The sequence below is a fragment of the Cronobacter sp. HA18006 genome (assembly GCF_011605445.1).
GTDB classification, from domain to species: Bacteria; Pseudomonadota; Gammaproteobacteria; order Enterobacterales; family Enterobacteriaceae; genus Cronobacter; species Cronobacter sakazakii.
In genome coordinates this window covers 93,085-117,687 of the sequence record NZ_JAANQB010000023.1, presented here as the reverse complement: position 1 = coordinate 117,687, position 24,603 = coordinate 93,085, and the positions used below count along the sequence as shown (strand labels likewise).

At 52.9% G+C, this 24,603-nt stretch carries 24 protein-coding genes, 1 tRNA gene and 2 pseudogenes; 11 read left to right on the top strand and 16 right to left on the bottom strand.

Going from position 1 to position 24,603, the window contains the following annotated elements; translation table 11 throughout:
- Positions 1 to 3: 3 nt before the first annotated feature.
- Positions 4 to 1,407, bottom strand: coding sequence for a glycoside-pentoside-hexuronide family transporter (locus G9X48_RS16930; protein WP_012126283.1), 1,404 nt, complete (start codon positions 1,405 to 1,407; stop codon positions 4 to 6).
- A gap of 289 nt (positions 1,408 to 1,696) precedes the next feature.
- On the opposite strand from G9X48_RS16930, the gene G9X48_RS16925 reads away from it, so the two are divergent.
- From G9X48_RS16925 to G9X48_RS16915, 3 genes are all read left to right on the top strand, one after another.
- Positions 1,697 to 1,791, top strand: a tRNA-Sec gene (locus G9X48_RS16925).
- A gap of 220 nt (positions 1,792 to 2,011) precedes the next feature.
- Positions 2,012 to 3,118, top strand: coding sequence for a tyrosine-type recombinase/integrase (locus G9X48_RS16920; RefSeq protein WP_234451483.1), 1,107 nt, complete (start codon positions 2,012 to 2,014; stop codon positions 3,116 to 3,118).
- Between the two features lie 14 nt (positions 3,119 to 3,132).
- A complete protein-coding gene (locus G9X48_RS16915; RefSeq protein ID WP_097641541.1) occupies positions 3,133 to 5,136 on the top strand; it encodes an AAA-like domain-containing protein in 2,004 nt (667 codons plus the stop codon).
- Positions 5,137 to 5,653: 517 nt separating this feature from the next.
- Here the strand turns inward: G9X48_RS16915 and G9X48_RS16910 are convergent.
- Positions 5,654 to 6,226: pseudogene (locus tag G9X48_RS16910) on the bottom strand (phage polarity suppression protein).
- Between the two features lie 18 nt (positions 6,227 to 6,244).
- On the opposite strand from G9X48_RS16910, the pseudogene G9X48_RS21545 reads away from it, so the two are divergent.
- From G9X48_RS21545 to G9X48_RS16890, 4 genes and pseudogenes are all read left to right on the top strand, one after another.
- Positions 6,245 to 6,700 (top strand): annotated as a pseudogene (locus tag G9X48_RS21545) (primase-like DNA-binding domain-containing protein); the annotation flags it as partial.
- Between the two features lie 438 nt (positions 6,701 to 7,138).
- Positions 7,139 to 7,798 carry a nucleotidyltransferase domain-containing protein gene (locus tag G9X48_RS16900; protein WP_097641542.1) on the top strand — a complete coding sequence of 220 codons (660 nt, stop codon included), beginning with the start codon at positions 7,139 to 7,141 and terminating at the stop codon, positions 7,796 to 7,798.
- Positions 7,785 to 8,228: a hypothetical protein gene (locus G9X48_RS16895; protein ID WP_097641543.1), complete on the top strand. Its 444-nt coding sequence runs from the start codon at positions 7,785 to 7,787 to the stop codon at positions 8,226 to 8,228. The genes G9X48_RS16900 and G9X48_RS16895 overlap by 14 nt, the downstream gene beginning before the upstream one ends.
- Complete coding sequence (locus G9X48_RS16890; RefSeq protein WP_166499967.1) at positions 8,221 to 8,658, top strand: hypothetical protein; 438 nt, start codon at positions 8,221 to 8,223, stop codon at positions 8,656 to 8,658. The genes G9X48_RS16895 and G9X48_RS16890 overlap by 8 nt, the downstream gene beginning before the upstream one ends.
- A 142-nt stretch (positions 8,659 to 8,800) precedes the next feature.
- Here G9X48_RS16890 and G9X48_RS16885 read toward each other — a convergent pair whose 3' ends face one another.
- The 4 genes from G9X48_RS16885 to G9X48_RS16870 form a co-directional block, all read right to left on the bottom strand.
- Entirely contained in the window at positions 8,801 to 9,286 is a 486-nt protein-coding gene (locus G9X48_RS16885; protein ID WP_097647508.1) for a hypothetical protein, read from the bottom strand.
- Entirely contained in the window at positions 9,270 to 9,785 is a 516-nt protein-coding gene (locus G9X48_RS16880) for a DUF2778 domain-containing protein (protein WP_097641131.1), read from the bottom strand. Before G9X48_RS16880 ends, G9X48_RS16885 begins: the two co-directional genes overlap by 17 nt.
- Positions 9,786 to 9,794: 9 nt before the next feature.
- Positions 9,795 to 10,286 carry a type VI secretion system tube protein TssD gene (tssD, locus tag G9X48_RS16875; protein ID WP_097641132.1) on the bottom strand — a complete coding sequence of 164 codons (492 nt, stop codon included), beginning with the start codon at positions 10,284 to 10,286 and terminating at the stop codon, positions 9,795 to 9,797.
- A 224-nt stretch (positions 10,287 to 10,510) separates the two neighbouring features.
- Positions 10,511 to 11,128 (bottom strand): TetR/AcrR family transcriptional regulator, encoded by a 618-nt coding sequence (locus G9X48_RS16870; protein WP_097641133.1) that lies wholly within the window; start codon positions 11,126 to 11,128, stop codon positions 10,511 to 10,513.
- Between the two features lie 76 nt (positions 11,129 to 11,204).
- On the opposite strand from G9X48_RS16870, the gene G9X48_RS16865 reads away from it, so the two are divergent.
- The gene (locus G9X48_RS16865) at positions 11,205 to 12,071 is read left to right on the top strand and encodes an aldo/keto reductase family oxidoreductase (protein WP_105629618.1); all 867 of its coding nucleotides are present in this window, start codon (positions 11,205 to 11,207) and stop codon (positions 12,069 to 12,071) included.
- A gap of 29 nt (positions 12,072 to 12,100) precedes the next feature.
- Here the strand turns inward: G9X48_RS16865 and G9X48_RS16860 are convergent, their stop codons facing one another.
- From G9X48_RS16860 to paoA, 5 genes are all read right to left on the bottom strand, one after another.
- Positions 12,101 to 12,679: a nucleotidyltransferase family protein gene (locus tag G9X48_RS16860; protein ID WP_097641135.1), complete on the bottom strand. Its 579-nt coding sequence runs from the start codon at positions 12,677 to 12,679 to the stop codon at positions 12,101 to 12,103.
- Positions 12,679 to 13,614, bottom strand: coding sequence for an XdhC family protein (locus G9X48_RS16855; protein WP_097641136.1), 936 nt, complete (start codon positions 13,612 to 13,614; stop codon positions 12,679 to 12,681). The genes G9X48_RS16860 and G9X48_RS16855 overlap by 1 nt, the downstream gene beginning before the upstream one ends.
- 70 nt (positions 13,615 to 13,684) lie before the next feature.
- Positions 13,685 to 15,883, bottom strand: a complete 2,199-nt coding sequence (paoC, locus tag G9X48_RS16850; RefSeq protein ID WP_097641137.1) for an aldehyde oxidoreductase molybdenum-binding subunit PaoC — start codon at positions 15,881 to 15,883, stop codon at positions 13,685 to 13,687.
- Positions 15,883 to 16,836 carry a xanthine dehydrogenase family protein subunit M gene (locus tag G9X48_RS16845; RefSeq protein WP_085045736.1) on the bottom strand — a complete coding sequence of 318 codons (954 nt, stop codon included), beginning with the start codon at positions 16,834 to 16,836 and terminating at the stop codon, positions 15,883 to 15,885. The genes paoC and G9X48_RS16845 overlap by 1 nt, the downstream gene beginning before the upstream one ends.
- Positions 16,833 to 17,411 carry an aldehyde dehydrogenase iron-sulfur subunit PaoA gene (gene paoA, locus G9X48_RS16840; RefSeq protein WP_038879021.1) on the bottom strand — a complete coding sequence of 193 codons (579 nt, stop codon included), beginning with the start codon at positions 17,409 to 17,411 and terminating at the stop codon, positions 16,833 to 16,835. The genes G9X48_RS16845 and paoA overlap by 4 nt, the downstream gene beginning before the upstream one ends.
- A gap of 185 nt (positions 17,412 to 17,596) precedes the next feature.
- Here paoA and G9X48_RS16835 point away from each other — a divergent pair, with 185 nt between their 5' ends.
- Positions 17,597 to 18,646 carry a glycosyltransferase family 2 protein gene (locus G9X48_RS16835; RefSeq protein ID WP_054625538.1) on the top strand — a complete coding sequence of 350 codons (1,050 nt, stop codon included), beginning with the start codon at positions 17,597 to 17,599 and terminating at the stop codon, positions 18,644 to 18,646.
- Positions 18,647 to 18,777: 131 nt separating this feature from the next.
- Complete coding sequence (locus G9X48_RS16830) at positions 18,778 to 19,428, top strand: type II CAAX endopeptidase family protein (protein WP_054625539.1); 651 nt, start codon at positions 18,778 to 18,780, stop codon at positions 19,426 to 19,428.
- On the opposite strand, the gene G9X48_RS16825 is transcribed toward G9X48_RS16830, so the two are convergent.
- Complete coding sequence (locus G9X48_RS16825) at positions 19,429 to 20,790, bottom strand: heavy metal sensor histidine kinase (RefSeq protein ID WP_097641138.1); 1,362 nt, start codon at positions 20,788 to 20,790, stop codon at positions 19,429 to 19,431.
- On the bottom strand, positions 20,783 to 21,463 hold the full coding sequence (hprR, locus tag G9X48_RS16820) for a response regulator transcription factor HprR (RefSeq protein ID WP_012126265.1): 681 nt from the start codon (positions 21,461 to 21,463) through the stop codon (positions 20,783 to 20,785). The genes G9X48_RS16825 and hprR overlap by 8 nt, the downstream gene beginning before the upstream one ends.
- 135 nt (positions 21,464 to 21,598) lie before the next feature.
- Between hprR and uraH the strand changes: the two genes are divergently transcribed.
- Positions 21,599 to 22,006 (top strand): hydroxyisourate hydrolase, encoded by a 408-nt coding sequence (gene uraH / locus G9X48_RS16815; RefSeq protein ID WP_007895493.1) that lies wholly within the window; start codon positions 21,599 to 21,601, stop codon positions 22,004 to 22,006.
- Here the strand turns inward: uraH and G9X48_RS16810 are convergent.
- From G9X48_RS16810 to G9X48_RS16800, 3 genes are read right to left on the bottom strand one after another with little or no spacing between them, the layout of a single operon-like run.
- Positions 21,991 to 22,383, bottom strand: coding sequence for a hypothetical protein (locus G9X48_RS16810; RefSeq protein WP_007853015.1), 393 nt, complete (start codon positions 22,381 to 22,383; stop codon positions 21,991 to 21,993). The genes uraH and G9X48_RS16810 overlap by 16 nt on opposite strands.
- Positions 22,384 to 22,406: 23 nt before the next feature.
- Complete coding sequence (locus G9X48_RS16805; protein WP_054628457.1) at positions 22,407 to 23,711, bottom strand: SLC13 family permease; 1,305 nt, start codon at positions 23,709 to 23,711, stop codon at positions 22,407 to 22,409.
- Between the two features lie 58 nt (positions 23,712 to 23,769).
- The gene (locus tag G9X48_RS16800) at positions 23,770 to 24,537 is read right to left on the bottom strand and encodes a CDP-diacylglycerol diphosphatase (RefSeq protein ID WP_097641139.1); all 768 of its coding nucleotides are present in this window, start codon (positions 24,535 to 24,537) and stop codon (positions 23,770 to 23,772) included.
- Positions 24,538 to 24,603 lie beyond the last annotated feature (66 nt).

Here is a 24,603-nt window from a genome sequence, read left to right as displayed (position 1 = left end):
GGCTTACCCCTTCGATTTCTGGAATGTCTTACTGACCGGCAATGTTTCAAATTCCCGCTGGTTATGGCGCGCGCTCTTTGCCAGCTCTGCCAGAATGTTTTTCAAAAACGGTGTTTTCAGCGTGTAGTAACGCTTCGCGATGATGGCGCTCAGCACGTAGCAGATGCCCGGCGCGAGCGTGAAGAGCGAAACGATGATGGTGAGCGTGGCGCTGTTCTGGGTTTTCGCGGCGGCGTCATAGCCGCCACCTGCCAGCATCCAGCCAATCAGCGCGCCGCCCAGCGCCAGGCCGAGCTTCAGCACAAACAGCGTGCCTGCGAAGCTAATCCCGGTGAGACGTTTACCGTTGCGCCATTCGCCATAATCGACCGTATCGGACATCATGACCCACTGAATGGGTGTCACCAGCTGATGCAGGACGCCAATAACGAAGATAAAAACGAACATAACGACGGTGGCGCTCATTGGCACGAAGAACATGGCGACACTCAGCACGGCCAACGCGGCGTTGGTCCACCAGAAAACACTGACCTTGCACTTCCAGTCCGTCAGCGGTTTGGCAAGCGCGCTGCCAAAAAGATTGCCGACGCAGTAAAGGCCGAGGAACCAGGAGAAGAGCGCGGCATCGCCCATAATCCAGGTGACGTAATACATCATTGCCCCGCCACGCACGCAGACGGCGAGGATATTGAGAATGGTCAGCACGCCCACGACGCGCCACTGATCGTTTTGCAGGATATCGCGCAGGTCTTCACGCATGGTGGAAGTATTCGGCGGCGCCTCGACGCGTTCTTTAGTGGTGAAGAAGCAAAACGCGAGCATCAGAAACGCCACGGCGGCAAGCACCGCAATCCCTGCCTGAAAGCCGAACGCTTTATCTTCGCCGCCGAAAAAATTCACCAGCGGCATCATCAGTACCGTCGAGAGCATGCCGCCCGCCGTCGCCAGCACAAAGCGCCAGGATTGCAGCGAAATACGCTGCTGCGGATCGCTGGTAATCACGCCACCCAGCGCGCAGTAAGGAATGTTCACGACCGTGTACATCAGCGTGAGCAGCGTATAAGTGACAGCGGCGTAGATCATTTTGCCGCTAAGACTGAGCTCCGGTGTGCTGTAGGCGAACACGCACACCACGCCGAATGGCAGCGCGCCAAATAGCACCCACGGGCGGAATTTACCCCAACGGCTGCGGGTGCGGTCAGCGATAAGCCCCATCGCCGGATCGGAGATGGCATCAAGCGCGCGGGCCAGCAAAAACATCGTGCCGACAAACCCTGCGGGGATGCCAAAGATATCGGTGTAAAAAAACATCATATAAAGCATGACGTTATCAAAAACAATATGGCTTGCGGCATCTCCCATGCCGTAGCCAATCTTCTCCTTCACGGAAAGCGCTTGCTCACTCATTCGGTGGTCCTCCGGCGATACGCGAAATTTCACTTAAGTTTTTAGCGCCGTTCGGAACCGCCAGAAATTCTGTTTTCTGGTTATTTATTTATGATTCTTACTTTCTGTGATCGCGATAACCTGCTGATGCAACAAATGAATAATTCTTGTGGCCCGTAACAACGGAAAAACACTTAAGCAAAACCGCATAATGGGCATCGGAAGGGCGAAAAAAGAGTGTGACGGGGGTATTGGTAAGCGTCTGAAACGCGCCTATAATGCGCCGGCCTCCATGTAGCAATGCAGGCGCGGAAGATCGTCGTCTCCGGTGAGGCGGCTGGACTTCAAATCCAGTTGGGGCCGCCAGCGGTCCCGGGCAGGTTCGACTCCTGTGATCTTCCGCCAAAAGTTGTTCCACCTCCATCCGAGAACGTCTAAAAAATCTTTTATTTTTAATAGAAATACCAAATTAATCATCCGTGACAGTCCGACAACTTCTCCCTGAATCCATGAAAAATATGTATAGTGATGTGTATAGATTTTTTATACACATTTTTGACTTATATACATGGCACTTACAGACATACAAATCAACCGAGCAAAGCCCCAAGATAAGCCCTAAACATTGAACGATGGTCAAGGCCTGTCATTACTCATCAATTCAGACAGCTCAAAGGGCTGGCGCTTCCGTTTCCGCTTTGCCGGAAAAGCGCGGTTGATATCATTTGGCAGCTACGACCTTTTGAGCCTCGCAGAAGCACGTGAGAAGCGTGACGCCGCCCGTAAGCAAGTTGCTAATGGCATTGACCCAGTAGAGGAACGAAAAGCATTAAAACTCGCTCAAAAGCTATCAACAGAAAACTCTTTCGAATCAGTAAGCCGTGAGTGGCATTCAACTAAAGCTGATCGTTGGACGGTTGCTTATCGTGAGGAAATCATCAAAACATTTGAGCAGGATGTTTTCCCTTTTATTGGTAAACGACCTATAGGTGAGATTAAGCCACTAGAGTTGCTTGAGGTGCTGCGACGTATTCAAAAACGTGGGGCTTTAGAGAAAACCCGAAAGGTGCGACAGAGGTGTGGAGAGGTGTTTCGCTATGCCATCATAACAGGGCGTGCTGATTACAATCCTGCGCCTGATTTAGCTATCGCGCTGGCCGTTCCCAAGCAAAAGCACCATCCATTTTTATCCGCTGAAGAGTTGCCTCATTTTATTCGAGATCTTGAAGCGTATACCGGTAGCATCATCACCAAAAATGCTACGAAGATAGTCATGCTGACTGGTGTAAGAACGCAGGAGATGCGCTTTGCTACGTGGGAAGAAGTAGACCTCGAAAAAGGTATATGGGAGATACCAGCGGAACGTATGAAAATGCGTAGACCTCACATTGTTCCTTTATCTACTCAGGTAGTTGACCTTTTCAAACAGCTCAAACCTATTACCGGCCATTACCCTTACATCTTTATTGGCAGGAACAACCGCAGCAAGCCAATCTCAAAAGAAAGTGTTTCACAAGTGATTGAGTTACTTGGTTACAAAGGGCGTGCTACAGGTCACGGTTTTCGACACATGATGTCGACAATATTGCATGAACAAGGTTTTGATAGTAACTGGATAGAAATGCAGCTAGCTCATGCTGATAAAAATATCATAAGAGGTGTATATAATCATGCCTCGTATCTTGAAAGCAGAAGACAAATGTTAGAATGGTACTCTAATTACTTGTATTAATATAAGAGGTTATAATGCAACGCAGCACTCAAAGTTTCGATAAACCGGGTATTTTATCAACACTAAACATTGAAACTAGAAGCCAGAATGAGAAAAAAATAATTGAAGCTATTTCACAAATTTGGTTTGTGACTTTTTTCAAGTCAGCAAACTTCAAAAGCAGTGAGTATCATTTTTTCTTTGCAAAACCTACCCGGGAAATTTCAGAACAATTTCACTTCTCTCGTGAGGTATTGGTTTTAATAAGTCCTTCGTCACATTTCATGCCGAGATGCCTTGATTTTGTTGATAAATTAATGGGTGATTATCAAAATAGATTAGATAAATTATGTGTTTTTATCGTTAGTAAAGACGAGCAAGTTTCAGAAAAAGTACAAGGTATTATTTTACAGGACAAAGAGTCAAGAATAATAGTACCATTTACTTACAATGAACTCATTAATAACTCAGATTCAAGTGAATTACAAATAAACCGGCTAAAGAAAAGTTTTTATGAACGAGATCTTTTCTCTTATGAAACCCCTCTCAAAACAGACACATATTTCTTCGGGCGTCATGAAGCAATACAATCTTTATACGGAAAATATCAAACAGGCCAGTGTAGCTCCTTATTTGGATTAAGGCGAATTGGCAAAACATCTGTTATTTATGCAATATTGAGAATGATGGATGTAAGGGACGAGCCAAATGTTTATTTGGATTGCTCTGAAACATCATTTCACATGCGCAGATGGAATGAATGCTTATTCTTCATCGTAAACGATATTTCAAAAAAATACTCACTACCGAAACATCTTAAACTTTCAAAAGAAGAAGACTACACAGAAAAAAATGCCTCCATATGCTTCGAAAGAGACATTGAATCAATATATAATCATTTTAAAGGCAAGCGTTTGTTAATTGCTTTAGATGAAATTGAAAATATAACATTTACATTATCGCCAACTATTCATTGGAAAGAGAGTTTAGATTTTATCTATTTCTGGCAAGCTTTACGATCATTATTCCAAAAAAGACAAGATCTTTTTTCCGTTATGATTTCAGGCGTCAATCCTATTTTAATTGAAACTCCAATTGTTAACACTTACGACAATCCTATATATAGATTTATCTCTCCATCATATCTCCCTTTCTTTGACGCAAATGAGGTAAAGGAAATGGTGAGTACAATCGGAAATTATATGGGGATGAGATTTGATGATGAAATTTATACCTATCTAACAGATGATTTCGGAGGGCACCCATTTATAATAAGACAAGTTTGCAGCTATTTATTCAAGGAAAAGAAAGGCTTAAAAAGCATTTCTATTACCAAATATGAATATGAGAGAAAAAGAGAAGAGATAAATAATAGTATTATTGATTATCTAGACCTTATCATAACTGTTTTACGTGAACGATATCCAGATGAATACCAGCTCATTGAATATCTGGCAGCAGGAGATCAAAAAACATTTGCCGAATTTTTCGGCATGTCAGAAAAATTAGTAGAACATTTAATTGGTTATGGCCTTGTTAAACGTGATGCTGAAAATTTTCACTTCACAATTAAAACCATTTCGTCCTATATAAACACGCAAAGTCGCATCCGACTGCTGCCAACAACCAGAGAAGAAAAATGGCATCGTCTTTGTGAAGGAAGAAATAAACTTGAAACTGATTTAAGACAGCTTATAAGTCATACATTAAAATATAAACACGGCCCAGACAAGGCCAAAGAAATATTTTTAGCCATTATATCTCCACCCGATAGGCAAAAAAAACTTTCATTGTTAAAATTCAGTGACATATTCAGATCCAAACTATATTTCGAGGATTTAAGAAAACTAATTGAAAAAAACTGGTCTGATTTTGAAAAAGTTTTCAACAATGAAAAAAGTAAATTCTCTCAATATATGACCATTATAAACTCAACAAGAGGTGACGCTCATGCCAATGATATTAGTGATGACGACATGGGTTTGTTTGAGATAACTATTGATTGGTTGCAGAGGAAAGTTGACAATTATTTAGAGTGAGAGCAGTTATAATAAAGATCATGACTAGTTAGACCATGAAAGCCGCTTAACAGTGGCTTTTTTTTTACGAAAACAACTTTGCAAAGCCAAATCTTAGCATGTAATTACCCAACCTATTATTAATTATAAAAAACATAGCAATCCAAATCAGTTGAACGCCAAATAATTAGCATAGCCTCTTGATTTTTAATTAAAATTGAATAGACTCTTCTTTACTCCTCCCTAAAACCTACTGTTTATTTTCTTAAACCATTTATCCTACATTTTTGTTTTAAGCATATACTGTCGATGTTGTGTGCTTCGATAATTAAAAAATTAATCTGCGTGCTCGCGCAATGCTCTCCCCGCCCCGCCTGCCCGCTTAACGGGGCGCTTTTAATGCAGGTGCATCAACGGCCTCATGGCCCGCCAGTGCTCGCGCAGACTGGGGATTCGGTGTCGGTAAAACGCATGCAAAACCATGCACCTTATGCATGCATGGCTTTTTGCGGGAAAATGGCGGGATTTTCGGAGAGGGTTAACGGTTCTGATGCGCGGCCAGTTCTGCACGGCGATGGGTGTAATTCAGGTTCTGTGCGGGTGTGAATTTTTCACGGTTATCATCGCGCGAAGCCGCGTCGGGTCTGAATCCGATGGCCGTTAAAATGTCCTCATCCTGTGCGGAATAATTAATTTTTTCTCCGGCGGAGAGCCAGACCTGTAGCGCCTCACGCAGATAATCGAGTGAATGCTGCATGGCGCAGCGCTGAATGGCGGAATGCTGCCCGGAATAATTCATCAGTTCCGGGGCAAGAGCGGCGGCCAGCGCCGCGCCGTGCGCCTGCATAAAATCATTCAGCCGGATGCGGATACTGATGCGCTGCACCTCTTCATGCGAGCGGATATAACGCCCGGCAACCTGATTTATTTACCACTTTTTCACGTCGATAATCCCGCGCAGCGTTTGCAGGCTCCGGCCGCTGTGGCCCTTACCGGCAAGCTGTTCACGGTATGCCTGTTCGGCCTGCTTCAGTTCTTCCCTGCGTTGCAGCCAGGCGGATTTATTTGTCTGACAGGCCTCAAAGGCTTTCTGTAGCGTCAGTGTGATCATGTAAGCTTCTCCTGATGTCTAATTATCCACTTCCCCGAGTAGATTGCCTCGGAGGTACGCGATCCACAGCTCAGGGATAAAATTGCGCGCGGGCTGGCTGTTATCGTGCGCCAGCTTATGCAGAAGTTCAGCGACCCGATGACCGCACGCGCACTGCTCCAGTCGCAACAGAACTCCGATGAAGCGCTCAGCATCAAGCGCGATGCTGACCCGACGTTTAATTTTTGTGGCTATCTGGAAATGCTCTTGCAGACCAACGGGATGTTTATGGGGAACGTCAGCATCGTCCCGTGTAATTACCGTAAATATCTGTATCACGCGTATCTGGCCTATATGGAGGCTAACAGGCACAGGAACGAGCTCAGCTTGAAAATGTTCGGGCTGGAGCTGCCTATGATGCTGAAACAGTATGGTCTGAATTAAGAGAAGCGGCACACAAAGCAGGGGATACAGACGAATCTGGCGCTGATATAGGAAAACTACGGCGACTGGCTACCGAAATGCGACGAGCCCGCAGCGACATAATCCACTCAGACCGGCAGCTACCAGTCTTTTTATACCTGATGCTCTCGTCAGGTAAACAATCAACTGTTCACCCTTCACCGTCTATTCATCACTTAACACAATGAAATTATTGCATAAATATGAATAATGAACAGAGTAAACAGTTAATGCAAAAAACTATTGTCATTCATTCTATAAAATAACATTTATCGATCAATTGCACAGTGAGAATAAAGTTACCGAAGAGAAGAGATTAATATTTTAATTAGGTTAACATTAATAACGCATTGTAATAATTTCCCTTGCATTTATTATGCAAAAACAAGCTAGCATTATATTGCTACGTCTGATATGTTGTATTCCATTCTTTATTAAGCATTTCCTAAGAAGAATACAAAGAGAAATATTATGCTCAATTATGAAGAGGAATCATTTGCCGTTCTATTTGGCTCTGTCGCAAGGGGTGACTACAATAAAAATAGCGATATAGATATATTGCTCTGTAACTATCCAGAAGACAAAGCAAAAAAAAATATAGCATCAATTAATCTCCCTCAACTTCCGGTAAATTTTATTTCATATGACAGCGATATGCTCTGGAAATTTCATGAGAAAGGTAGTCTATTTCTTTATCACATTTTTAAGCAAGGAAGGCTAATTGATGGAGATGCTTTAAAATGGAGTGAAATTTGTCAATCATTCGTTGTAAAAAAATCTTTTCAGGAAGAGATAAATAAAATCCAAAAAGAGATTGCATCTTACAAAAAACTTGATTTTTTAAATGGATATTATTTATCGGCATTAGTTAACATTTACCCACTATTAAAAAACTATTGTATCTTTAACTTAGCAAACCAAGGAATCTATGAATTTAATAAAAAAGAATGCATAGTCCTGAATGCGGCGGATGATAGAAAATCAGAACAGTTACTTATATTACAAGAATTCTATGATTATAGTGTTAGAGAATTAGACATTGCATTAAAAGTGAGCCCTAACTCTTCAAAAGCAAGAGAATTAATAAAATGCTCTTACGATTTCATAAGGAATGTTAATGATTATCAATGATGAGATGTACAATAATCTTTCAGAATTATTTTATGCATTCGATAATTCACAAGAAAGCAATGTTTGCGACCTAAGAAAAAGATTTAAATTTCTCTATGAGAGTTTAGTTGAACAAACCTTTAGCCATGTATATGGTAAAGATTTCAGGAACTTAACAACCACATTAAGAACAATTAATGTGTCAAAAGTCAAAATAGATAAAAAATACCAAAAAATAGTCAAAGCTCTTCGAGAAAGCCTGACTACGAAGTATCCATTGAGCAATAAAACCTATACAGATGACAATGGTGAAATTATAGATTTCGTTGTAAACTTCATGATCCCTTTTATTCTTGAGATAATATCTCTCGATACAACCAAGAATGCTAATAAGGAAGCGTTAATGTATTTCTTAACAACTATAAAACATAACTGGGGTAATGATGAGTAACGAAAAAGACATACATTTAAAGGCATGGGAATTGACTCAGTCAGTTGCTAAAAATAACGCAGAAACAGCATGGAAAGTTAGAATGTGGGGGATTACGATTTGGGGCGCGTTACTGAGTTATGCCTTTACAAATCATAGTACAATAATTATAGCAATAAGTATTATAATTTTAATCCCTATATTTATTTTTGAATGTGGAATAAGAATAATTGAATATAAAATGATTGAACGCTCACATGAAATAGAAAATAGCTTAAATACATTCTTAGAAGGCTCAGAGTTGTATTTACCCGATGAGGGAATAAAAATAAATATCACGGAAACTAGTTTCGACGATTTTAGGAGTGAAATCTTCCTCTGTAAAAGATGGTTGATATGGGGCCCATACTGCTGCTTAGCTGTTGTGAGCCTTTTTGCGATTGTATTTTGACTAACTGCAAAGGTGTATAATGAAAATGTATATAAATATGTATAAACTTATATGATGACAGAGACTAAAATCATATTTATTATATGCTTAGATAAAAAGGCAGTCCTGTGATCTTCCGCCAAAATGCCTTCCCGCGTTGTGATCAGTCGCTTCTGAACTTCCATTTGATGGCTTGTCTTTTATTCATTATTTTACCCGCCACAGCGATAAGCGCAGCTGAAATAATTAACGCCATAACCGTTGTGGAGCTGACAAAAAACAATCCCTCTAAAAAATCGATCTGACTTTCAATTTCTGTAAACCTTTCCGCGGACGAATAATGGCTTACAAGATACCAGGCCAGGTACCCAGAATAATATCCAACATCAGAAAAAATAATGATAACCAGAAAACAAAAATAATAAACGCTTCCTTTAATGAGTTTATACCATGACCAGATTCTCATTAGTCTGATGATTAAGCCCCACAAGAAAATATTAAAGAAAAGCAGTGAAACCATTACAAAGAGCGGCGGTAGTCCACCACCATAGGTACCTGTTTCCATAAAAATTATATTTACCGTGGGGATAACAATTAATATCATTAATTGCAATATCTTTTTCATAAAAGATTTAAAACGTGTTGGCATAAGGCATTCCTATAACATTAATATCGCCATAGGCCTCAAGTCCGTTACAGTAAACAACATATTTCATTGTATTTAACAATGCTGTTCTCAAAGTATAAAAATCAGTTCTTTTATAAAAGGTTATACACCCATCCGAAACGCCAGTCCCATCCATTCTTAAGGGATGAAGTCTAAAACTTTTACGGGATGTCCCTCCGACAACAGTTGTGTCGTCAAGGAACCCATCTTGCCTAAACAAAGCGAACCATTCATCGTAGACATTACCTGTGGATCTTTCTTTTTGCCATGTCCGAAATCTCGAATACGGTCCACCTCGTGGACGATCGACTATCCAGTATTTCCCCAATGGAATAGGCCCGTTACGTCTGTCTGAAAACTCAAGCACATTTTTATAACTGCCAAGCCCAGAAAACACAGGAAAAACGCCGACACCAGCGCAACGCAATAAGAGTTTGCCGTCTGCGGTTTTATCATTGTAGTTAAGTTCACAATTGATCATAGCGCTATCCTAAGCATACATCTGGCTGTTCCAGGCATCCGTGTATTGGATATTCCCGTTCAGGTATTTCCAGGTTATTTTGCTGTATATCAGCCCTACGGACTCCCCCGGCGTGGAAAGCAACCCTTCCGGGTGTTTAAAGTTTTGCATATTGGGATGGATACCAGTAATTCTTACATCTTCCAGTATCATCTGGAAAAATTCTTCTTCCATACCCGCGTGGTTGATTCGATACCAGCGAATGATAGCTCGCTGTAGTTTTTCACTGGTGGCGACTGCACGATAAAGATAAGGAGAGGATTTATCAAATTCCTTTTCTATGTTCATCAGATTATGAACGCGTGTTGCTGTTAGTTTGCCGGTATTCCCGTCGAAAGGCACAGACAAACCATGACCAAAGCTCTGAACCTCTATACTCCCCTCGCGGCCCATCACCTCTGAGCCACCGCAAATTAACGCGCCTGAGGCGTCATAAAGCCATAAATGTGCCGGGACAGCCATAATGAACTCCTTTATTAAATCATATCGATGACATAAAGCTTTTCATTGGGTCATTGAATAGAACACGACAACAATAACGGTTATTTACCGCTATACGACACAAGAAGTAAAAAGGAGTTGTTATTTAATTAAGTTATCTTTGATGAAGATTAAAAAATGCAGTAGGTATTCATAGTTTTGATATCAACCATAAATTAATACACTTTCATAATTAATGATTCATCTCATCCCTTCAAATAACCCCCTAACAACCGCGACAAATGCATCTGAAATTGCCCGGTATAGTCGTGTGGAATAAACCCTTCGAGAAACGCCTTAGTCGGCCCGCTAATTACACCCAGCGCCAGATGGGCGGTGAATACCGGGTCGGGGAAGGTATTATCCGGCGCGGTAATAAGTGTTTGCGCAATATCATTCACCATTCGCTCATACATCACGCCCATTAACCGGGCACCATCACGCTCTGCCGCCACGCCATACAGCGCTTTTGATTCCTCAGGATTCGCTAATTTCAGTTGCAGATAGGCCTGCACTATCGCATCCGCCATTTCCCGGACGGGTTTGCCATGCACGGAAATACACGCGGTTTCAAGCGCATCGGCAATTTTGGTTAAGTGTAATTCCAGCACGCCGGAAAGCAGCGCGTCGCGGTTAGGGTAATACTGATAAAGGCTCCCGACCGACATCCCTGCGCGGCTGGCCACGCGCGTGGTGGTGCAACGGCTGAGTCCTTCGGTCACTAAAACCTGAATAGTTGCCGTATGAAGCGCCTCCACCGTCGCCACGGAACGGCGCTGGATCGGGGTTTTACGCGGGCTGAGCGGTGCTGCGGTGGTCTTCATGGAATGCGAATTCTTAAACTGAAGGATGCTTCATATACTAATACTTCCTTCACACCGATACAGCAAGCAGGTCGTCATGAACACTATTGAAAAAAGCGGTACGTATAAACTCGGCAGCCGTGAAGTCAGACGGTTTGGATATGGCGCAATGCAGCTCGCAGGCTCAGGCGTATTTGGCCCGCCGAAAGATAAAAACGCGGCCCTCAGCGTATTACGCGCGGCCGTTGAGGCGGGCGTTAATCATATTGATACCAGCGATTTTTACGGGCCGCACATTACGAATCAACTGATTTGCGAAGCGTTATACCCTTACCGCGACGACCTGATGATTGTAACTAAAGTCGGTGCGACACGCGGAAATGATGCCTCGTGGAACCCGGCATTTTCGGCTGAAGAATTAACGCAAGCCGTTCACGATAATTTGCGCAACCTGAAGCTCGACGCGCTGGATGTCGTCAATTTTCGCGTGATGTTTGATGTTCATGGCCCGGCGGAAGGATCTATCGAAGCGCCGCTTACAGCTCTGGTGAAATTAAAAGAACAGGGGCTGATTAAACATATCGGTTTAAGTAACGTCACGCATAAACAGGTTGCGCAGGCGCGGCAGATAACGCCGATAAGCTGCGTGCAGAATATGTATAATATCGTTCACCGTCGCGATGAGGCGTTAATTGATGAACTGGCCGCCGCCGGGATTGCTTATGTGCCGTTTTTCCCGTTAGGCGGATTCTCACCGTTGCAGTCCTCAACGCTTGAGACTATCGCAACGCAATTATCGGCGACACCGATGCAGGTGGCGCTCGCCTGGCTGTTAAACCGGTCCGAGAATATTTTATTAATTCCGGGTACGTCGTCAGTCGCGCATTTCCATGAAAACAGCAAAGCCACGGAATTAACGCTCTCTCAGGAAACCCTCGACGCGTTAAATAAGCTGGACGCGTAAGCGCGAAACGCCGTCAGATTTTACGCATTTCACCAGCGTGTTCGTAAAATCTGTACGGCGTTATTTTTATCGTGTTCCGCCGCTGCTAAATCCTCAGGCACATCGATATCCTGCACGATGCCCGGGTCGTTTAACGCAAGCGAAAACACATCTGCGCACGCTCTTGCCGCCTGCACAACCGCTTTGGCGCCCTCATCGCCGGTAAGCAGGGTAAGAGAATCAAAATACTCCCGCCGGAAGCCGACCGGGTGGCCGTGACGCTGCTGATAGTACGGCACCACGACGGGCTTTTCGTTCAGCGCCTGGGCCACTCGTTGCAGCGACGCGGCCGTTATGAGCGGCAGATCGCCCGGCAGAATCAGCCAGCCTGCGGCGTCTGGCGTGGCTTTCACACCGAGCGCGATGGACTCGCCCATGCCACGGGTGCCGCCTTGCGGCCTGACCAGATGCCACGGCAGGCCAGAAGCTTGCGCCGCCGCCAGCACGTGTTGTAGCACCGGTTTGCCCGCCAGCAGCGCCTCCAGCTTGTACGTGGTTCCGCCGCCCGCGCGAAAGCGCTCGCCCTTTCCGGCGGCGAGAATAATGATGACCGGCTGTGCTTCGGGCATCAGACTGCGGCCTCCCGGTTGAGTCGCACCGCCGCAACATCAGCCAGAATCGACAGCGCCAGCGACTGCGCGTCGCGGGCTTTCGGGAAGATCCCAATCGGCGCTTTAATGCGGGCGATATCCTGCTCGCTAAAGCCCCGCTCGCGCAGCGCCGCGGTGCGTGCGGCATGGGTACGCTGGCTGCCGAGCGCGCCGATGTAAAACGGCGCGTCAGAAAGTGCCGCCTCAAGCACCGGTAACTCGCGATCAAGATCGTGAAAAAGCACGATGACGGCGGTATCGGCGTCCATCTGCGCACAAGCAGTCTGCGGATTGACGCCGTCATTCATCAGCACGTCGTAACCTGCCGCCCGCGCGATTGTGGCGGTGGTCTCGGCCTCCACGGAGCGGCCAAAAATAATGACCTGCGTGCAGGGCGTGTAGCGCACGTCAAAGGCGTCGTCGCGCCAGCCGGTCTTTTGTACCGGCAGCACGCTTTGCAGCGTCTGGGAGGAAGGGTGATAACGCAGCCCGGCCGCTTTGCGCTGCGAAAGGGCGTTCAGCACCGCCAGCAGCGGCGTCGCCTCACGTAACGGGTGGATCGCGAGCGTAATGCCGCCGCCACACGGCAGCACAATATCGAAATAGGGCGAGCCGTCGCCATATTTCACCAGGCGGTCTTCGCCGCAGGCGATCGCCTCCAGCGCCTCGAAAGCGGCGGCCGCCTCCACGCAGCCGCCGGAGACAAATCCGCAATATGCGCCATCGTCGCGCACGGCCATCTGCGCGCCGAGCGCCCGTGACGAGCCGCCGCGGATCTCCACCAGCGTGACCAGCGCGGCGGCCATGCCGGCGCGCAGCGCCTGCGCCGCAAAGCGCAAAATCGCGGTGCTGTCATCGGTCAGAAACGCCGCCTCAGGCCGCGCCTGTTCTGTCAGCAGGGTTTGTTGCAGCACCTTTTCTCATCCTTCTGTTAAACGGCGATCGGGTGCGGCTGGCGACGCGTGGCCGCCAGCCGTCACGTCCTTATGCCATCTCTGGCAGCCCTTCAAGCAGCTTATCCAGCGTGATGGGGTAATCACGCACGCGCACGCCGGTGGCATTGTAAATCGCGTTCGCAATGGCGGCGCTGACGCCGCACAGGCCCAGCTCGCCCACGCCTTTGGCTTTCATCGGTGACGACACCGGGTCGGTGTCTTCCAGGAAAATCACCTCCTGCGTCGGGATATCGGCGTGAACCGGCACTTCATAGAGCGCCATGTCGTGATTTATGAAAAAGCCGCGCCGCGTATCAACGAACAGCTCTTCCATCAGCGCCCCGCCAAGCCCCATCGTCATCGCGCCGAGCACCTGGCTGCGCGCGGTTTTCGGATTGAGAATGCGCCCGGCGGCGCAGACCGCCAGCATCCGGCGCACGCGCACTTCACCGGTGTTCGCCTCGACCGCCACTTCCACAAAATGTCCGGCGAAGGTCGACTGCTGGAACTGTTTATCGAGATCGCCATATTCCATGGTGTCTTCAACCGTCAGCGTGCCGTCAGCGGCGGCATCGGCGAGCGCCGCGATGCGCCCGTCGCTCTGCACATTGCCATCGAAGAATTCAGCGCGGTTCGGGTCAAAACCGAGCTTACTGGCGACCGCTTCGCGCAGTTTGACGCACGCCGCGTACACGCCCGCCGTGGAGCTGTTCGCGCCCCACTGCCCGCCTGAGCCGGAAGAGATGGGGTAATCGGAATCGCCCAGGCGCACCGTCACTCGCTCCAGCGGCACGCCCATCATTTCAGCGGCGGTTTGCGCGATGATGGTATAGCTGCCGGTGCCGATATCCGTCATGTCCGTTTCCACGGTGACGTGGCCCTGCGCGTCCAGATGCACGCGCGCGCCCGATTTGGTCACGAGGTTATTACGAAACCCCGCCGCCATACCGAGCCCAATCAGCCAGTCGCCTTCGCGCACCTGCGCCGGTTGTGGGTTGCGCTGATGCCAGCCGAAGTGCGCCGCCCCGGTTCGCAGACACTCCACCAGCTGACGGCGCGAGAAAAAGCGCTCCGGGTGCGCCGGGTCGACTTGCGTGTCGTTGATAATGCGAAACTCCACCGGATCGATGCCGAGTTTTTCGGCCATCTCATCCATCGCGATCTCCAGCACCATCATGCCCGGCGCTTCGCCAGGCGCGCGCATGGAGTTGCCCTCGGGCAGATCCAGCTCCGCCAGCCGCAGTCCGGTGTGGCGGTTTGCGCCCGCGTAGAGCAACTCCGTCTGGTTGGTTGCCGTCTCCGTCGGGCCGCCCGGCAGGTTGCCGGACCAGCTTTCATGGGCGATGGCCGTGATGCGCCCGTCATTGTGCGCGCCGATGCGCACCCGCTGGATCGTGGCCGGGCGGTGCGTGGTGTTGTTGGGAATAAAGGGGCGCGGCAACATCACTTTCACAGGGCGTTGCGTTGCGCGGGCACCGAGCGCCGCCAGCACCGCGTCGCTGCGCAGAAAGAGTTTGCTGCCAAAGCCGCCGCCGATAAACGGCGAACGCACGCGGATATTTTCAACAGGAATACCGAGCGTTTTGGCGAGATCGCCGCGCCACCAGTTAATCATCTGGCTGGACGTCCAGAGCGTGAGTTTATCGCCTTCCCACGCGGCCATGGACGCGTGCGGCTCCATCGCCATATGGCTTTGATCGGGCGTGGTGTACGTGGCATCGAGCTGCACGGCGGCGCTTTCAAAAGCGCTATTAAAATCGCCAACGATTTTATCGGGCGTATCGTCCGGCGGCGTGGTCACCGACGGTTTTTCCTGCGCCAGATCGTAATGCCCCGGCGCTTCTTCATATTCCACGGCGATAAGCCCGGCGGCCGCGCGCGCCTGTTCGAAGGTTTCGGCCACCACCAGCGCGATAGCCTGGTGATAATGCTCAATGTCCGGGCCGCCCAGTAATGTTGCGGCGTTCATGTCGCCCTTACCGGGCAGGGCGGCGTTTTCCGCCGTCACCACGGCCAGCACGCCGGGCGCCTGTTGCGCCGCCTGGATATTCATCGCGACGATGCGCCCTTTGGCGATGGCGGAGCCTACCACGTGACCATAAGCGGCGTTCGGCGCTTCATCGTGCCACTCATAGGCGTAAGTGGCCTGGCCTGAAGTTTTCAGCGGGCCGTCGATACGATCGCGCGGCCGCCCGACCACTTTCTGCTGGTCGATCGGGTTCTCTGTTGCCGGTTTTTCAAATTTCATCAGCCTGCCCTCGCTTGCGTCAGTACCGAGGCGATGGTGCGTTTCGCCAGCACCAGCTTGAATGCGTTTTCCGCGGTCGGCTGCGCATCGGCGAACAGCGCGTCATACACCGCCTGCGCGCCGTGCGGCACCTGGGCATCCGCGGCATCGAGCCGCCAGGGTTTATGCGCCACGCCGCCCACCGCCACGCGCCCGGTGCCGTCCGGCTGCACAATCGCCGCCACCGACACCAGCGCGAACGCGTAAGAGGCGCGGTCGCGCACTTTGCGATAGATGTGCGTTCCACCCACCGGCGGCGGCAGCGTGACGGCCGTGATGAATTCGCCAGGCTCCAGCACCGTTTCCAAATGCGGCGTATCGCCAGGCGCGCGGTAAAACTCCGCGACCGGAATGCGGCGCGCCTGGCCGTTCGGGTTGATGGTTTCCACCACCGCATCCAGCAGGCGCATGGCGACCGCCATATCGCTCGGGTGCGTGGCGATACAGGCATCGCTCGCGCCCACCACGGCTAACTGGCGGCTGTAACCCTGCATGGCGGCGCAGCCGCTACCGGGCTTACGTTTATTGCACGCCTGGTTGGTATCGTAGAAATAGGGGCAGCGGGTGCGCTGCAACAGGTTTCCGGCGGTCGTCGCCCGGTTGCGTAGCTGCCCGGACGCCCCGGCCAGCAGCGCGCGTGAAAGCACGGCGTAGTCGCGGCGCACGCGGTCATCTGCCGCCAGATCGGTGTTGCGCACCAGCGCGCCAATCCGCAAACCGCCGTTTTCTGTCGGCTCAATTGTGTCCAGCGCGAGACCGTTAACGTCTATCAGATGTACCGGCGTTTCTATCTCCAGTTTCATCAGATCGAGCAAATTTGTGCCGCCCGCGATGAATTTTGCGCCCGGCGTGCGCTGCGCGCTGGCCGCCGCCTCTGCGGGCGTCGCGGCGCGTTCGTAAGTGAAAGCTTTCATGAGGATTCACTCCCGGCGACATCTTCGATCGCAGCAAGAATGTTGGCATACGCGCCGCAGCGGCAGATATTGCCGCTCATGCGCTCGCGGATCTCGTCGGCGGTCATTTCGGGGGGCGAGACTAAATCGTGCGTCACATGGCTTGGAATGCCCGCTTCGATTTCTTTAAGCATCGCGACCGAGGAGCAGATCTGCCCCGGCGTGCAGTAGCCGCACTGAAAACCGTCATGCTCCACAAACGCCGCCTGCATCGGATGCAGGTTCTCCGGCGAGCCGAGCCCCTCAATGGTGGTGACGTCGGCATCCTGATGCATCACCGCCAGCGTCAGACACGAATTCACGCGCCGTCCGTCAATGATGACCGTACACGCGCCGCACTGGCCGTGATCGCAACCTTTCTTGGTGCCCGTCAGCGCCAGATGCTCACGCAGCGCGTCCAGCAACGTCGTGCGGGTGTCCACCTCCAGCTGCCGGGTTTCGCCATTCACCGTCAGCCTCAACGGGACATATTGCGGCGGCGGGCCGCCTGCATCGCGCAGATGCCCGTGGTGTGTTTCATCGCCGTGGTTGCTCATGCCAGGCCTCCAGTATTGTCAAAGTGAAAAGAGTGTTGCCGCTACGATGCCGCGCGGCTTTTTTTATAACGGAGAGTTAATAATAGACGGCGCTGACGCGCTGGCAGGCGCCGCTAAAAAATTGCCGCCCGCCGCCGATACCTCTGGTATCGTGAATTTCCCCGAAGCCGCCTGAACCTGACGCTATGATTTCCATCTGCATGATCGTGAAAAACGAGGCAAAGCACCTTGCCGACACCCTCGCCTCCGTCGCCGCGCATTTCGACGATATTGTGATTGTCGATACCGGATCGCAGGACGACACCAGAGCCGTCGCGCAACGCTTTACCGACAAGGTGTATGACTTCGCGTGGGTGGATGATTTCGCGGCGGCGCGCAACGCCTCGCTGGAGTACGCTCGTCACGAGTGGGTGCTGGTGATTGATGCCGATGAATCTATAACGGCGGTGGATATCCCGGCGCTACAGGCGCTTATCCACGCGCACCCGGACGGCGTCGGGCGCGTGGAGCGGATTAACTACATTGACGAAGGCGACGGCGTAACCACCCTGCGCGAGCGCGTGTCGCGCCTGTTTCCGAAGGCGCGTTATCACTATCAGGGAGTGATCCATGAGCAGGTGACGCCGCGCGAGGGCCACGCGCCGGGCGACATGTTCCCGGTTCCTGTGACGCTCGATCACGTCGGCTACAAAAAAGCGGTGTTGCAGGAGACGGATAAAATTACCCGCAACATCCGCCTGCTGGAGCGGGCGTTGCAGACGCAGCCGGACGACCCGTATCTCTGGTTTCAGCTAGGCAAAAGCCATTTTCTCAAACGCGACTACAGGCAAGCGTCAGAGGCGTTTCGCAAGGCGCTGAGTTATAAGCCGAACGTGGCGCTGGAGTATGTCGAAGAGATGGTCGAAACGCTGGGCTATGCGCTGATTAATCAGGGCGATTACGCGGCGGCCATGAACATTCTTGATTACGAGCGCTGGTATACCTCCGCCGATTTTATGTTTCTTAAGGCGCTGGTCCTGATGAATAACGGCCAGCTACAGGCGGCGGTAGACACCTTCTTACACTGCACCCGCATGCCGCAGAGCAGCAAAGCGGGCGTGACCAGTTTTAAGGCCTGGTACAACATCGGGGTGATCCTGGAAATCTCCGGCATGACGACAGAGGCGCAGGCCTGTTATACGCAGTGCGGCGATTACCCACCCGCGCGGGCAGGACTGGCGCGGCTGAACGCCTGACGCACGCCTTTTCCGCTTTCCGGATCCCGCTTCGGCCACCACAAAAAAGCTTATCGGCGGAGAAAGGCCAGGTATAATCCGCGGCAGCGGGAATGGCCCGCTCTCCTTTCCTCAGCCACAAGGACGTCACGATGAACGCGCCCGCCGACCGACTTCAACATACTCTGCTCTGTATTGCCGTCGGGCTGGCCTGGTTTATGCTGCCGCTGGTGGTGTCGATGCTGCCGGGCTATATGAGCATTTACCGCGCCGGGCTCGCCACGCCGCTGCTCTATTTCGTGTTCTGGCTGCCGTTCGCGCTGTTTTGCTGGCAGCGTTACCAGAGGCGCTTCGGCCTGCTGCCTGCGGGCGGGCTGAGCGTGCAGTCGCTGGTATGGCCGGGGCTGGCGCTGCTGGCGCTCTCCCTCATTCACGGGCTGTTCGGCAGGCAGGAGCCGTGGAGCGCGACGCTTTCGCAGATGTCATCTTTTAATCTTGCGCTGACGGCTATCTGCATCTGCCTGCTGGCCCCTGTCGTTGAAGAAGTTATCTGCCGCGGCTTTTTGCTGAATGCGGGCATCGGCTGGGGGAAAACCGGCCAGACGGTCGCGATGGTCGGCACGTCGCTGTTTTTCGCCATCGGCCACGCGCAGTACCAGATGCCCACCACCTTCGTCTGGCTGTTTGTTTTCTCGATAATTCTCTGCCAGGTGCGTATTCACACCGGCAGCCTGCTGGCACCCATCGTCCTGCATTCGGCGACCAATATTATCGGCATGATGGCGGCGCTGAAGCTCGCCTGATCAGGCCGCCGGGAACCGCAGACGAAAGCGGTTCCAGCCCGCCTCATGATCTACTGCCGTTTCCCCGCCGTGCAGGCGCGCGATCGCCTCTGTAAGCGCCAGCCCAAGCCCGGTGCCGGGCGTGTGGCGTGCGTTATCCCCGCGCCAGAAACGCAGAAATAGTTTTTCCGCCTCCGCAATCGGCGCGCCCTGGTTGGCGACGCTGAGCACGGTTTCTCCGGCCTCCTGAACGGCGGTAATCCGCACCTCGCTGCCAGCAGGCGCGTGGCGCAGCGCGTTGGTCAGAAGGTTAGTGAGCGCTCGCTGGAGGAGCAGACGATCGGCGAAAATATCACCCTGAGCCTGAACGTTAAACGTTATCTCCTGTTCTTCCGCCAGCGGCTCCAGAAAATCGGTCAGCTGATGAATAAACGGCTCAAGCGCCAGCCTTTCGCGCTTCAGCGCGATGTTTTGATGATCGGCGCGGGCGAGAAACAGAATGTTTTCAATCAGCCGGGTCATTTGTTCCAGCTCTTCGATATTTCCGGCAAGCAGGCTCTGATACTCCTGCACGCTGCGCGGGCGTTGCAGCGCGACCTGATTTTGCCCCAGCAGAATATTCACCGGCGTGCGCAGTTCGTGGGCCAGATCGTCAGCAAAGCGCGTCAGCTGAGCAAAATCCTCCGCCAGACGGTGGCGCATGGTATTGAGCGCCTCGCCGAGCGGCAGCAGCTCGCGCGGTAAGGTTTCCAGGCTGAGCGGCTGTTGCAGCGTCTCGCTGCCGGTGCGCGCGGTGGCCTCGCTGAGACGGGCGATGGCGCGCAGGCCACGGCGGATAAGCCACGGGCTGAGCAGCGCGGCGGCGAGCGTCGCCAGCAGGCACACCATCAGGCTCTCCCGGCGATACTGGGCCAGCATCTGCGCGCGCTCCTGCGCCACGCGCGCCACGGTGATGATGAGCGGGCCGCGCGCATCGCTCGCCGTCAGCGCCAGCGCGCTGATAGAGACGCCGTCAGGCCGCTGCCAGCGGTGCAGCGCCTGCTCGTTAACGCCGCGCCCCGGCGGCACCGGCGCAAGCGTCGGCAGGGTGACACCCGCCTGGTTGATGTTCACCAGCGTCTCGCCCTCCGCGCGTTTTATCATTAGCAGATCCTGGCGCGTATCCAGCATCCGGTTGAAATAGAGCGGCAGCTGGCGCGGCTCGGCGCCGTCCGTCAGCAGCTGGCGCAGCTGTGAGGCGCGGTTCAGCAGCGTCTGGTCATCGCGCCAGAGAAGCTCGGCGCTTAACGAACGGTAGAGCGACACGCCAGTGACGCCGCAGGCAAACGCCACCAGCAGCGTGAAGATGAGCGTCAGGCGCAGCGTTAACGACGGACTACGCATCGCTCTGCTCCGGTGCATTGAGGCGATAACCCATGCCGCGCACGGTTTCTATCAGCTTGAGCGGGAACGGATCGTCGATTTTTTTGCGCAGGCGACGGATGGCGACATCCACCACGTTGGTTTCGCTGTCAAAGTTAATCCCCCAGACTTCGCTGGCGATCAGCGTGCGCGGTAAAATTTCCCCGACGCGGCTTGCCAGCAGCCACAGCAGCGTAAATTCCTGGCGGGTCAGCGCGATCCGCTCGCCGCCGCGGCTGGCGGCGTGACGCGCGGTATCAAGCGTCAGATCCGCCACCTGTAGCGTCGCGGCGGCAGGCGCATGGCGGCGCAATTGCGCCCGCACGCGCGCCAGCAGCTCGGCGAAGGAAAAGGGCTTCACCAGATAATCATCGGCCCCCAGCTCCAGCCCTTTCACGCGATCGCTTACCGCATCTCTGGCCGTCAGGCAGAGCACCGGCGTGGCTTTGGCGGTGCGCAGCGCGCGCAACACCTGCCAGCCGTCGAGCCCCGGCAGCATGATATCGAGGATGATCAGCGCGTAGTCTTGCTCCAGCGCCAGGTGCAGGCCATCGCGCCCGTCGGCGACGGTGTCCACCACCAGCCCCGCCTCCCGCAGCCCTTTTTCGAGCCACGCGCGGGTTTTGTCGTTGTCTTCAATCAGCAGCAGTTTCATGGCGACAGTCTCGCAAAGAACGCGGGCGCTGCCCAGCAGCGATACGCAGGATGACAAAACTGTCATCTTCGCGTCAGGCGTTTTCGCCCGCGCAGGTGGCAGGATGAGTGCACAACCACTTAAGGAGGAATGATAATGAACCGTTTTCAAACGCTTGCCGCCGCTGCCCTTTTCGCCCTGCCAGGCCTCGCGCTTGCCGCGCCGGCGAATTTACTGAGCGTGCATGTACTGAACGAACAGACCGGCAAACCCGCGCCGGGCGTGGTGGTAAAACTGGAGAAAAAACAGGGGAATGCGTGGGAGCCGCTGAACCAGGCGACGACCGATAAAGATGGCCGCATTAAGGCGCTCTGGCCGGACGCGCCTGCTGCCGCAGGCGACTACCGCGTGATTTTTGAAACCGGCGATTACTTTGCCTCGCACAAGCAATCCAGCTTCTTCCCGGAAGTGCCGGTGGTGTTCCATATCGATAACACCGACGAGCATTACCATGTGCCGCTGCTGCTGAGCCAGTACGGCTATTCCACCTATCGCGGCAGCTGAAACCCAGGCGGCGGGCAGCAGAGAATATTGCCGAGAAAGACGAGCAGCGGCGAGGATTCGGTCTCGCCGTAGTAGTCCACATCGGGCAACGCGTACAGGAAGCGGATCTCGCTGACGCCGCGCTCGCACAGCTGTTCCCCCGCCGCGCGGGTTAAAAACGCGAAGTGCGGGTCGAGCGCCGGATTATGCGGGTGTATCGACCCTTTTTCGCCAGGCGTCGCGCCGTACCAGAGCGCGATCGCGTCGTCGGCGTACCCCTGCGCGAAGCCGAAATCCTGCAAAAAATGGCGCTCGCAGCCGGGCGCGGGCAGCGCCTCCCGCAGCGCCTGTACGTCGTCCGTCGTGGAATACCAGACCGCAAAATGCATCGTCGCCATAATGGCCTCCGCGTCGTGTTGCTTCAGAGTTTACCCAACAGCCGGAACCAGCCGTAATCGAGCGGCAACAGGAAAAGAAAGGTGACTATCGCCAGCGCCAGACAGAGCTTCATGCCCGCGCGCGCCGGAACATTACCCAGCGCCATCGCCACCACGATGGGCGACGCCTGATACGGCAACAGCGGCGTGGAATATCCCAGTACCTGAATCATGATGGTCGAGAGTAGCGGGAAACCAGTGCTGCGCGAAAAGCTCTCCGCAAGCGTGGTATAGAGCGCCGGAACGCCGTTGGCCGTCATGATGAAGTTAAGCGCCGTCGTGATGCCGGTAAGCGCGGCGAAACTGGTAAAGGGGTGCGCCGGATCGAGCGGCATGACCTGCATCAGCGCCGCGCCGACCGCGTTACCTATGCCCGTGTGGGTCACGGTGGTCGCCAGCCCCAGAATGCCCGCCACGTAGATGCAGGTGCGCATGTTGACGCCGCTTGCGAACTCATCGCCAGTGATAAACCCGACGCGCGGCAAAAGCGTGATAACCGCCGCCGCAAGCCCCGTCCACGCCGGGCCGATGCCGTGCCAGCTTTCTGTAACCCACAGCGCCAGCACCACCAGCAGCAGCCAGCCGAGGCGCTTTTCCGCGCGGCTCATCGGCGTCGCGGCGGGCAACTCGCGCGGCGGCTGCGGCTTGCCGGGGAAGAACCAGCAGATAAGCGCAATCAGCACCGCGCCCTTGAGCAGCCCCAGCACCGGCGTGTGCAGCAGCAGATACGGCAGATAGTTGAGATGGATGCCGAAGGAGCCTTCCGCCGCGCCGCTCATCACCAGATTCGGCACGTTGGCGGGCAAAATGGTGGCAGAGAGCTGGAACGTGCCAAAGCCCACCGCCAGCGCCAGGCCGTACCAGCCGCGGGTGTTTTCTTCGATACCGGCGCGTTTCGCCATCGCCGCCACGACGGGCATCAGCAGCGCGATGCGCCCCATGTTCGACGGCATGACGAACGCCAGCGCATAGCTGAGCAGCACCACGCTCGCTACCATTTGCCACCAGGAATCGGTCAGCCGCGCCGACAGCGCGCGCGCTGCCCGGTCTGCAAGCCCCGTTTTACGGATCGCCACGCCCAGCACGAAGCCGCTGAACACCAGCCAGAACGCCGACGACGCAAAACCGCCGAACAGGACTTCCGGCGGCGCGATTTTGGCTATCATCGCCACCGCGAAAAAGAGCAGCGCCGTGATGAATTCCGGCAGCAGGGACGTCGCCCAGAGAACGATGGTCAGCAGAATAATGAGTGAAGGTAAGAGCAGCGGGTGCGCAAGCCAGACGGACATACCTGTCTCCTGATGAAATTTTCAGCAAGTCTACGGCGCACCTGCCGTTAAGTAAATGTTATGACGTGCCTTCATGAAGCAGCGCGCAGTCGTGATCCTGAAGCTCTTCGCTGTGCGCCAGATTGAACGGCAATAACTGACGTTGCGTGGCGAGCAGGACAAACGCGCCATCTTTAAGCGGCGCCAGCGCCAGCGAATAGCGCCCCATGTGCTCACGCGCTTGCGGCACCTCTTCCGCCAGCATCATGAACGGCGAGCGGCGTGACAGCTCTTCGCCGGAAACACGGCGCGCTAAATAGTCGTGACCGCGCAGACTGCCCGGAAACGGCTGCCAGCGGCTGCCGATGACGTTCATCGCAGCATCAAGCTGCGCACGCACGTCCGGTCGCAGGCAGGAAATATGGATGTGAAAATGATTCTGCGAGCGGCCCATCCTGGAGTTGATGGTCAGTGAAACCGCGCTGTCGGGCACCGGGCTACCGCGTTTTTCGCTCATCCAGCGGCGCGCCTGCCATGCCTGCCAGAAAAAGTTGGGCGTGTTATCGGAAAGCAGGAGCGGGCTTTCGATGCCGTTGATTTTCCACGTCGGCATCAGCAGATATTGCAGCGGACCGTTGATGTCTTTCAGGACGACATAACCTGCCGGGAGATTAACCTGGGCGCAAGGGGCCGGCTCCTGGCGTTCTCGCTCGCCGGGCAGGCACTGCTGCATAACGATGTGTCTTAACGCGTCCGGATCGTGTGGAAAGAGATATCGCCACGCCACCAGCGTGGTTAATGCCAGTACTGCGATAAGCGCAACGGTGATCAATAGCGCTCGTTTCATGCGTCTCCCCTGTTAACGCTGAAAACGCAAAGGGTAGCGTAAAACGGGACGAAGCGGGGGTTTATT

What these genes read in the sequence shown, in the direction of transcription:
- G9X48_RS16870 (WP_097641133.1), bottom strand. Translation starts at nt 11,128, where the DNA reads ATGAAGACCACCGCAGCACCGCTCAGCCCGCGTAAAACCCCGATCCAG.
- G9X48_RS16915 (WP_097641541.1), top strand. Translation starts at nt 3,133, where the DNA reads ATGCAACGCAGCACTCAAAGTTTCGATAAACCGGGTATTTTATCAACA.
- G9X48_RS16805 (WP_054628457.1), bottom strand. Translation starts at nt 23,711, where the DNA reads ATGTCCGTCTGGCTTGCGCACCCGCTGCTCTTACCTTCACTCATTATT.
- paoC (WP_097641137.1), bottom strand. Translation starts at nt 15,883, where the DNA reads ATGAAATTTGAAAAACCGGCAACAGAGAACCCGATCGACCAGCAGAAA.
- G9X48_RS16900 (WP_097641542.1), top strand. Translation starts at nt 7,139, where the DNA reads ATGCTCAATTATGAAGAGGAATCATTTGCCGTTCTATTTGGCTCTGTC.
- G9X48_RS16825 (WP_097641138.1), bottom strand. Translation starts at nt 20,790, where the DNA reads ATGCGTAGTCCGTCGTTAACGCTGCGCCTGACGCTCATCTTCACGCTG.
- tssD (WP_097641132.1), bottom strand. Translation starts at nt 10,286, where the DNA reads ATGGCTGTCCCGGCACATTTATGGCTTTATGACGCCTCAGGCGCGTTA.
- hprR (WP_012126265.1), bottom strand. Translation starts at nt 21,463, where the DNA reads ATGAAACTGCTGCTGATTGAAGACAACGACAAAACCCGCGCGTGGCTC.
- uraH (WP_007895493.1), top strand. Translation starts at nt 21,599, where the DNA reads ATGAACCGTTTTCAAACGCTTGCCGCCGCTGCCCTTTTCGCCCTGCCA.
- G9X48_RS16835 (WP_054625538.1), top strand. Translation starts at nt 17,597, where the DNA reads ATGATTTCCATCTGCATGATCGTGAAAAACGAGGCAAAGCACCTTGCC.
- G9X48_RS16800 (WP_097641139.1), bottom strand. Translation starts at nt 24,537, where the DNA reads ATGAAACGAGCGCTATTGATCACCGTTGCGCTTATCGCAGTACTGGCA.
- G9X48_RS16865 (WP_105629618.1), top strand. Translation starts at nt 11,205, where the DNA reads ATGAACACTATTGAAAAAAGCGGTACGTATAAACTCGGCAGCCGTGAA.
- G9X48_RS16890 (WP_166499967.1), top strand. Translation starts at nt 8,221, where the DNA reads ATGAGTAACGAAAAAGACATACATTTAAAGGCATGGGAATTGACTCAG.
- G9X48_RS16880 (WP_097641131.1), bottom strand. Translation starts at nt 9,785, where the DNA reads ATGATCAATTGTGAACTTAACTACAATGATAAAACCGCAGACGGCAAA.
- paoA (WP_038879021.1), bottom strand. Translation starts at nt 17,411, where the DNA reads ATGAGCAACCACGGCGATGAAACACACCACGGGCATCTGCGCGATGCA.
- G9X48_RS16845 (WP_085045736.1), bottom strand. Translation starts at nt 16,836, where the DNA reads ATGAAAGCTTTCACTTACGAACGCGCCGCGACGCCCGCAGAGGCGGCG.
- G9X48_RS16830 (WP_054625539.1), top strand. Translation starts at nt 18,778, where the DNA reads ATGAACGCGCCCGCCGACCGACTTCAACATACTCTGCTCTGTATTGCC.
- G9X48_RS16885 (WP_097647508.1), bottom strand. Translation starts at nt 9,286, where the DNA reads ATGCCAACACGTTTTAAATCTTTTATGAAAAAGATATTGCAATTAATG.
- G9X48_RS16895 (WP_097641543.1), top strand. Translation starts at nt 7,785, where the DNA reads ATGATTATCAATGATGAGATGTACAATAATCTTTCAGAATTATTTTAT.
- G9X48_RS16810 (WP_007853015.1), bottom strand. Translation starts at nt 22,383, where the DNA reads ATGGCGACGATGCATTTTGCGGTCTGGTATTCCACGACGGACGACGTA.
- G9X48_RS16860 (WP_097641135.1), bottom strand. Translation starts at nt 12,679, where the DNA reads ATGCCCGAAGCACAGCCGGTCATCATTATTCTCGCCGCCGGAAAGGGC.
- G9X48_RS16930 (WP_012126283.1), bottom strand. Translation starts at nt 1,407, where the DNA reads ATGAGTGAGCAAGCGCTTTCCGTGAAGGAGAAGATTGGCTACGGCATG.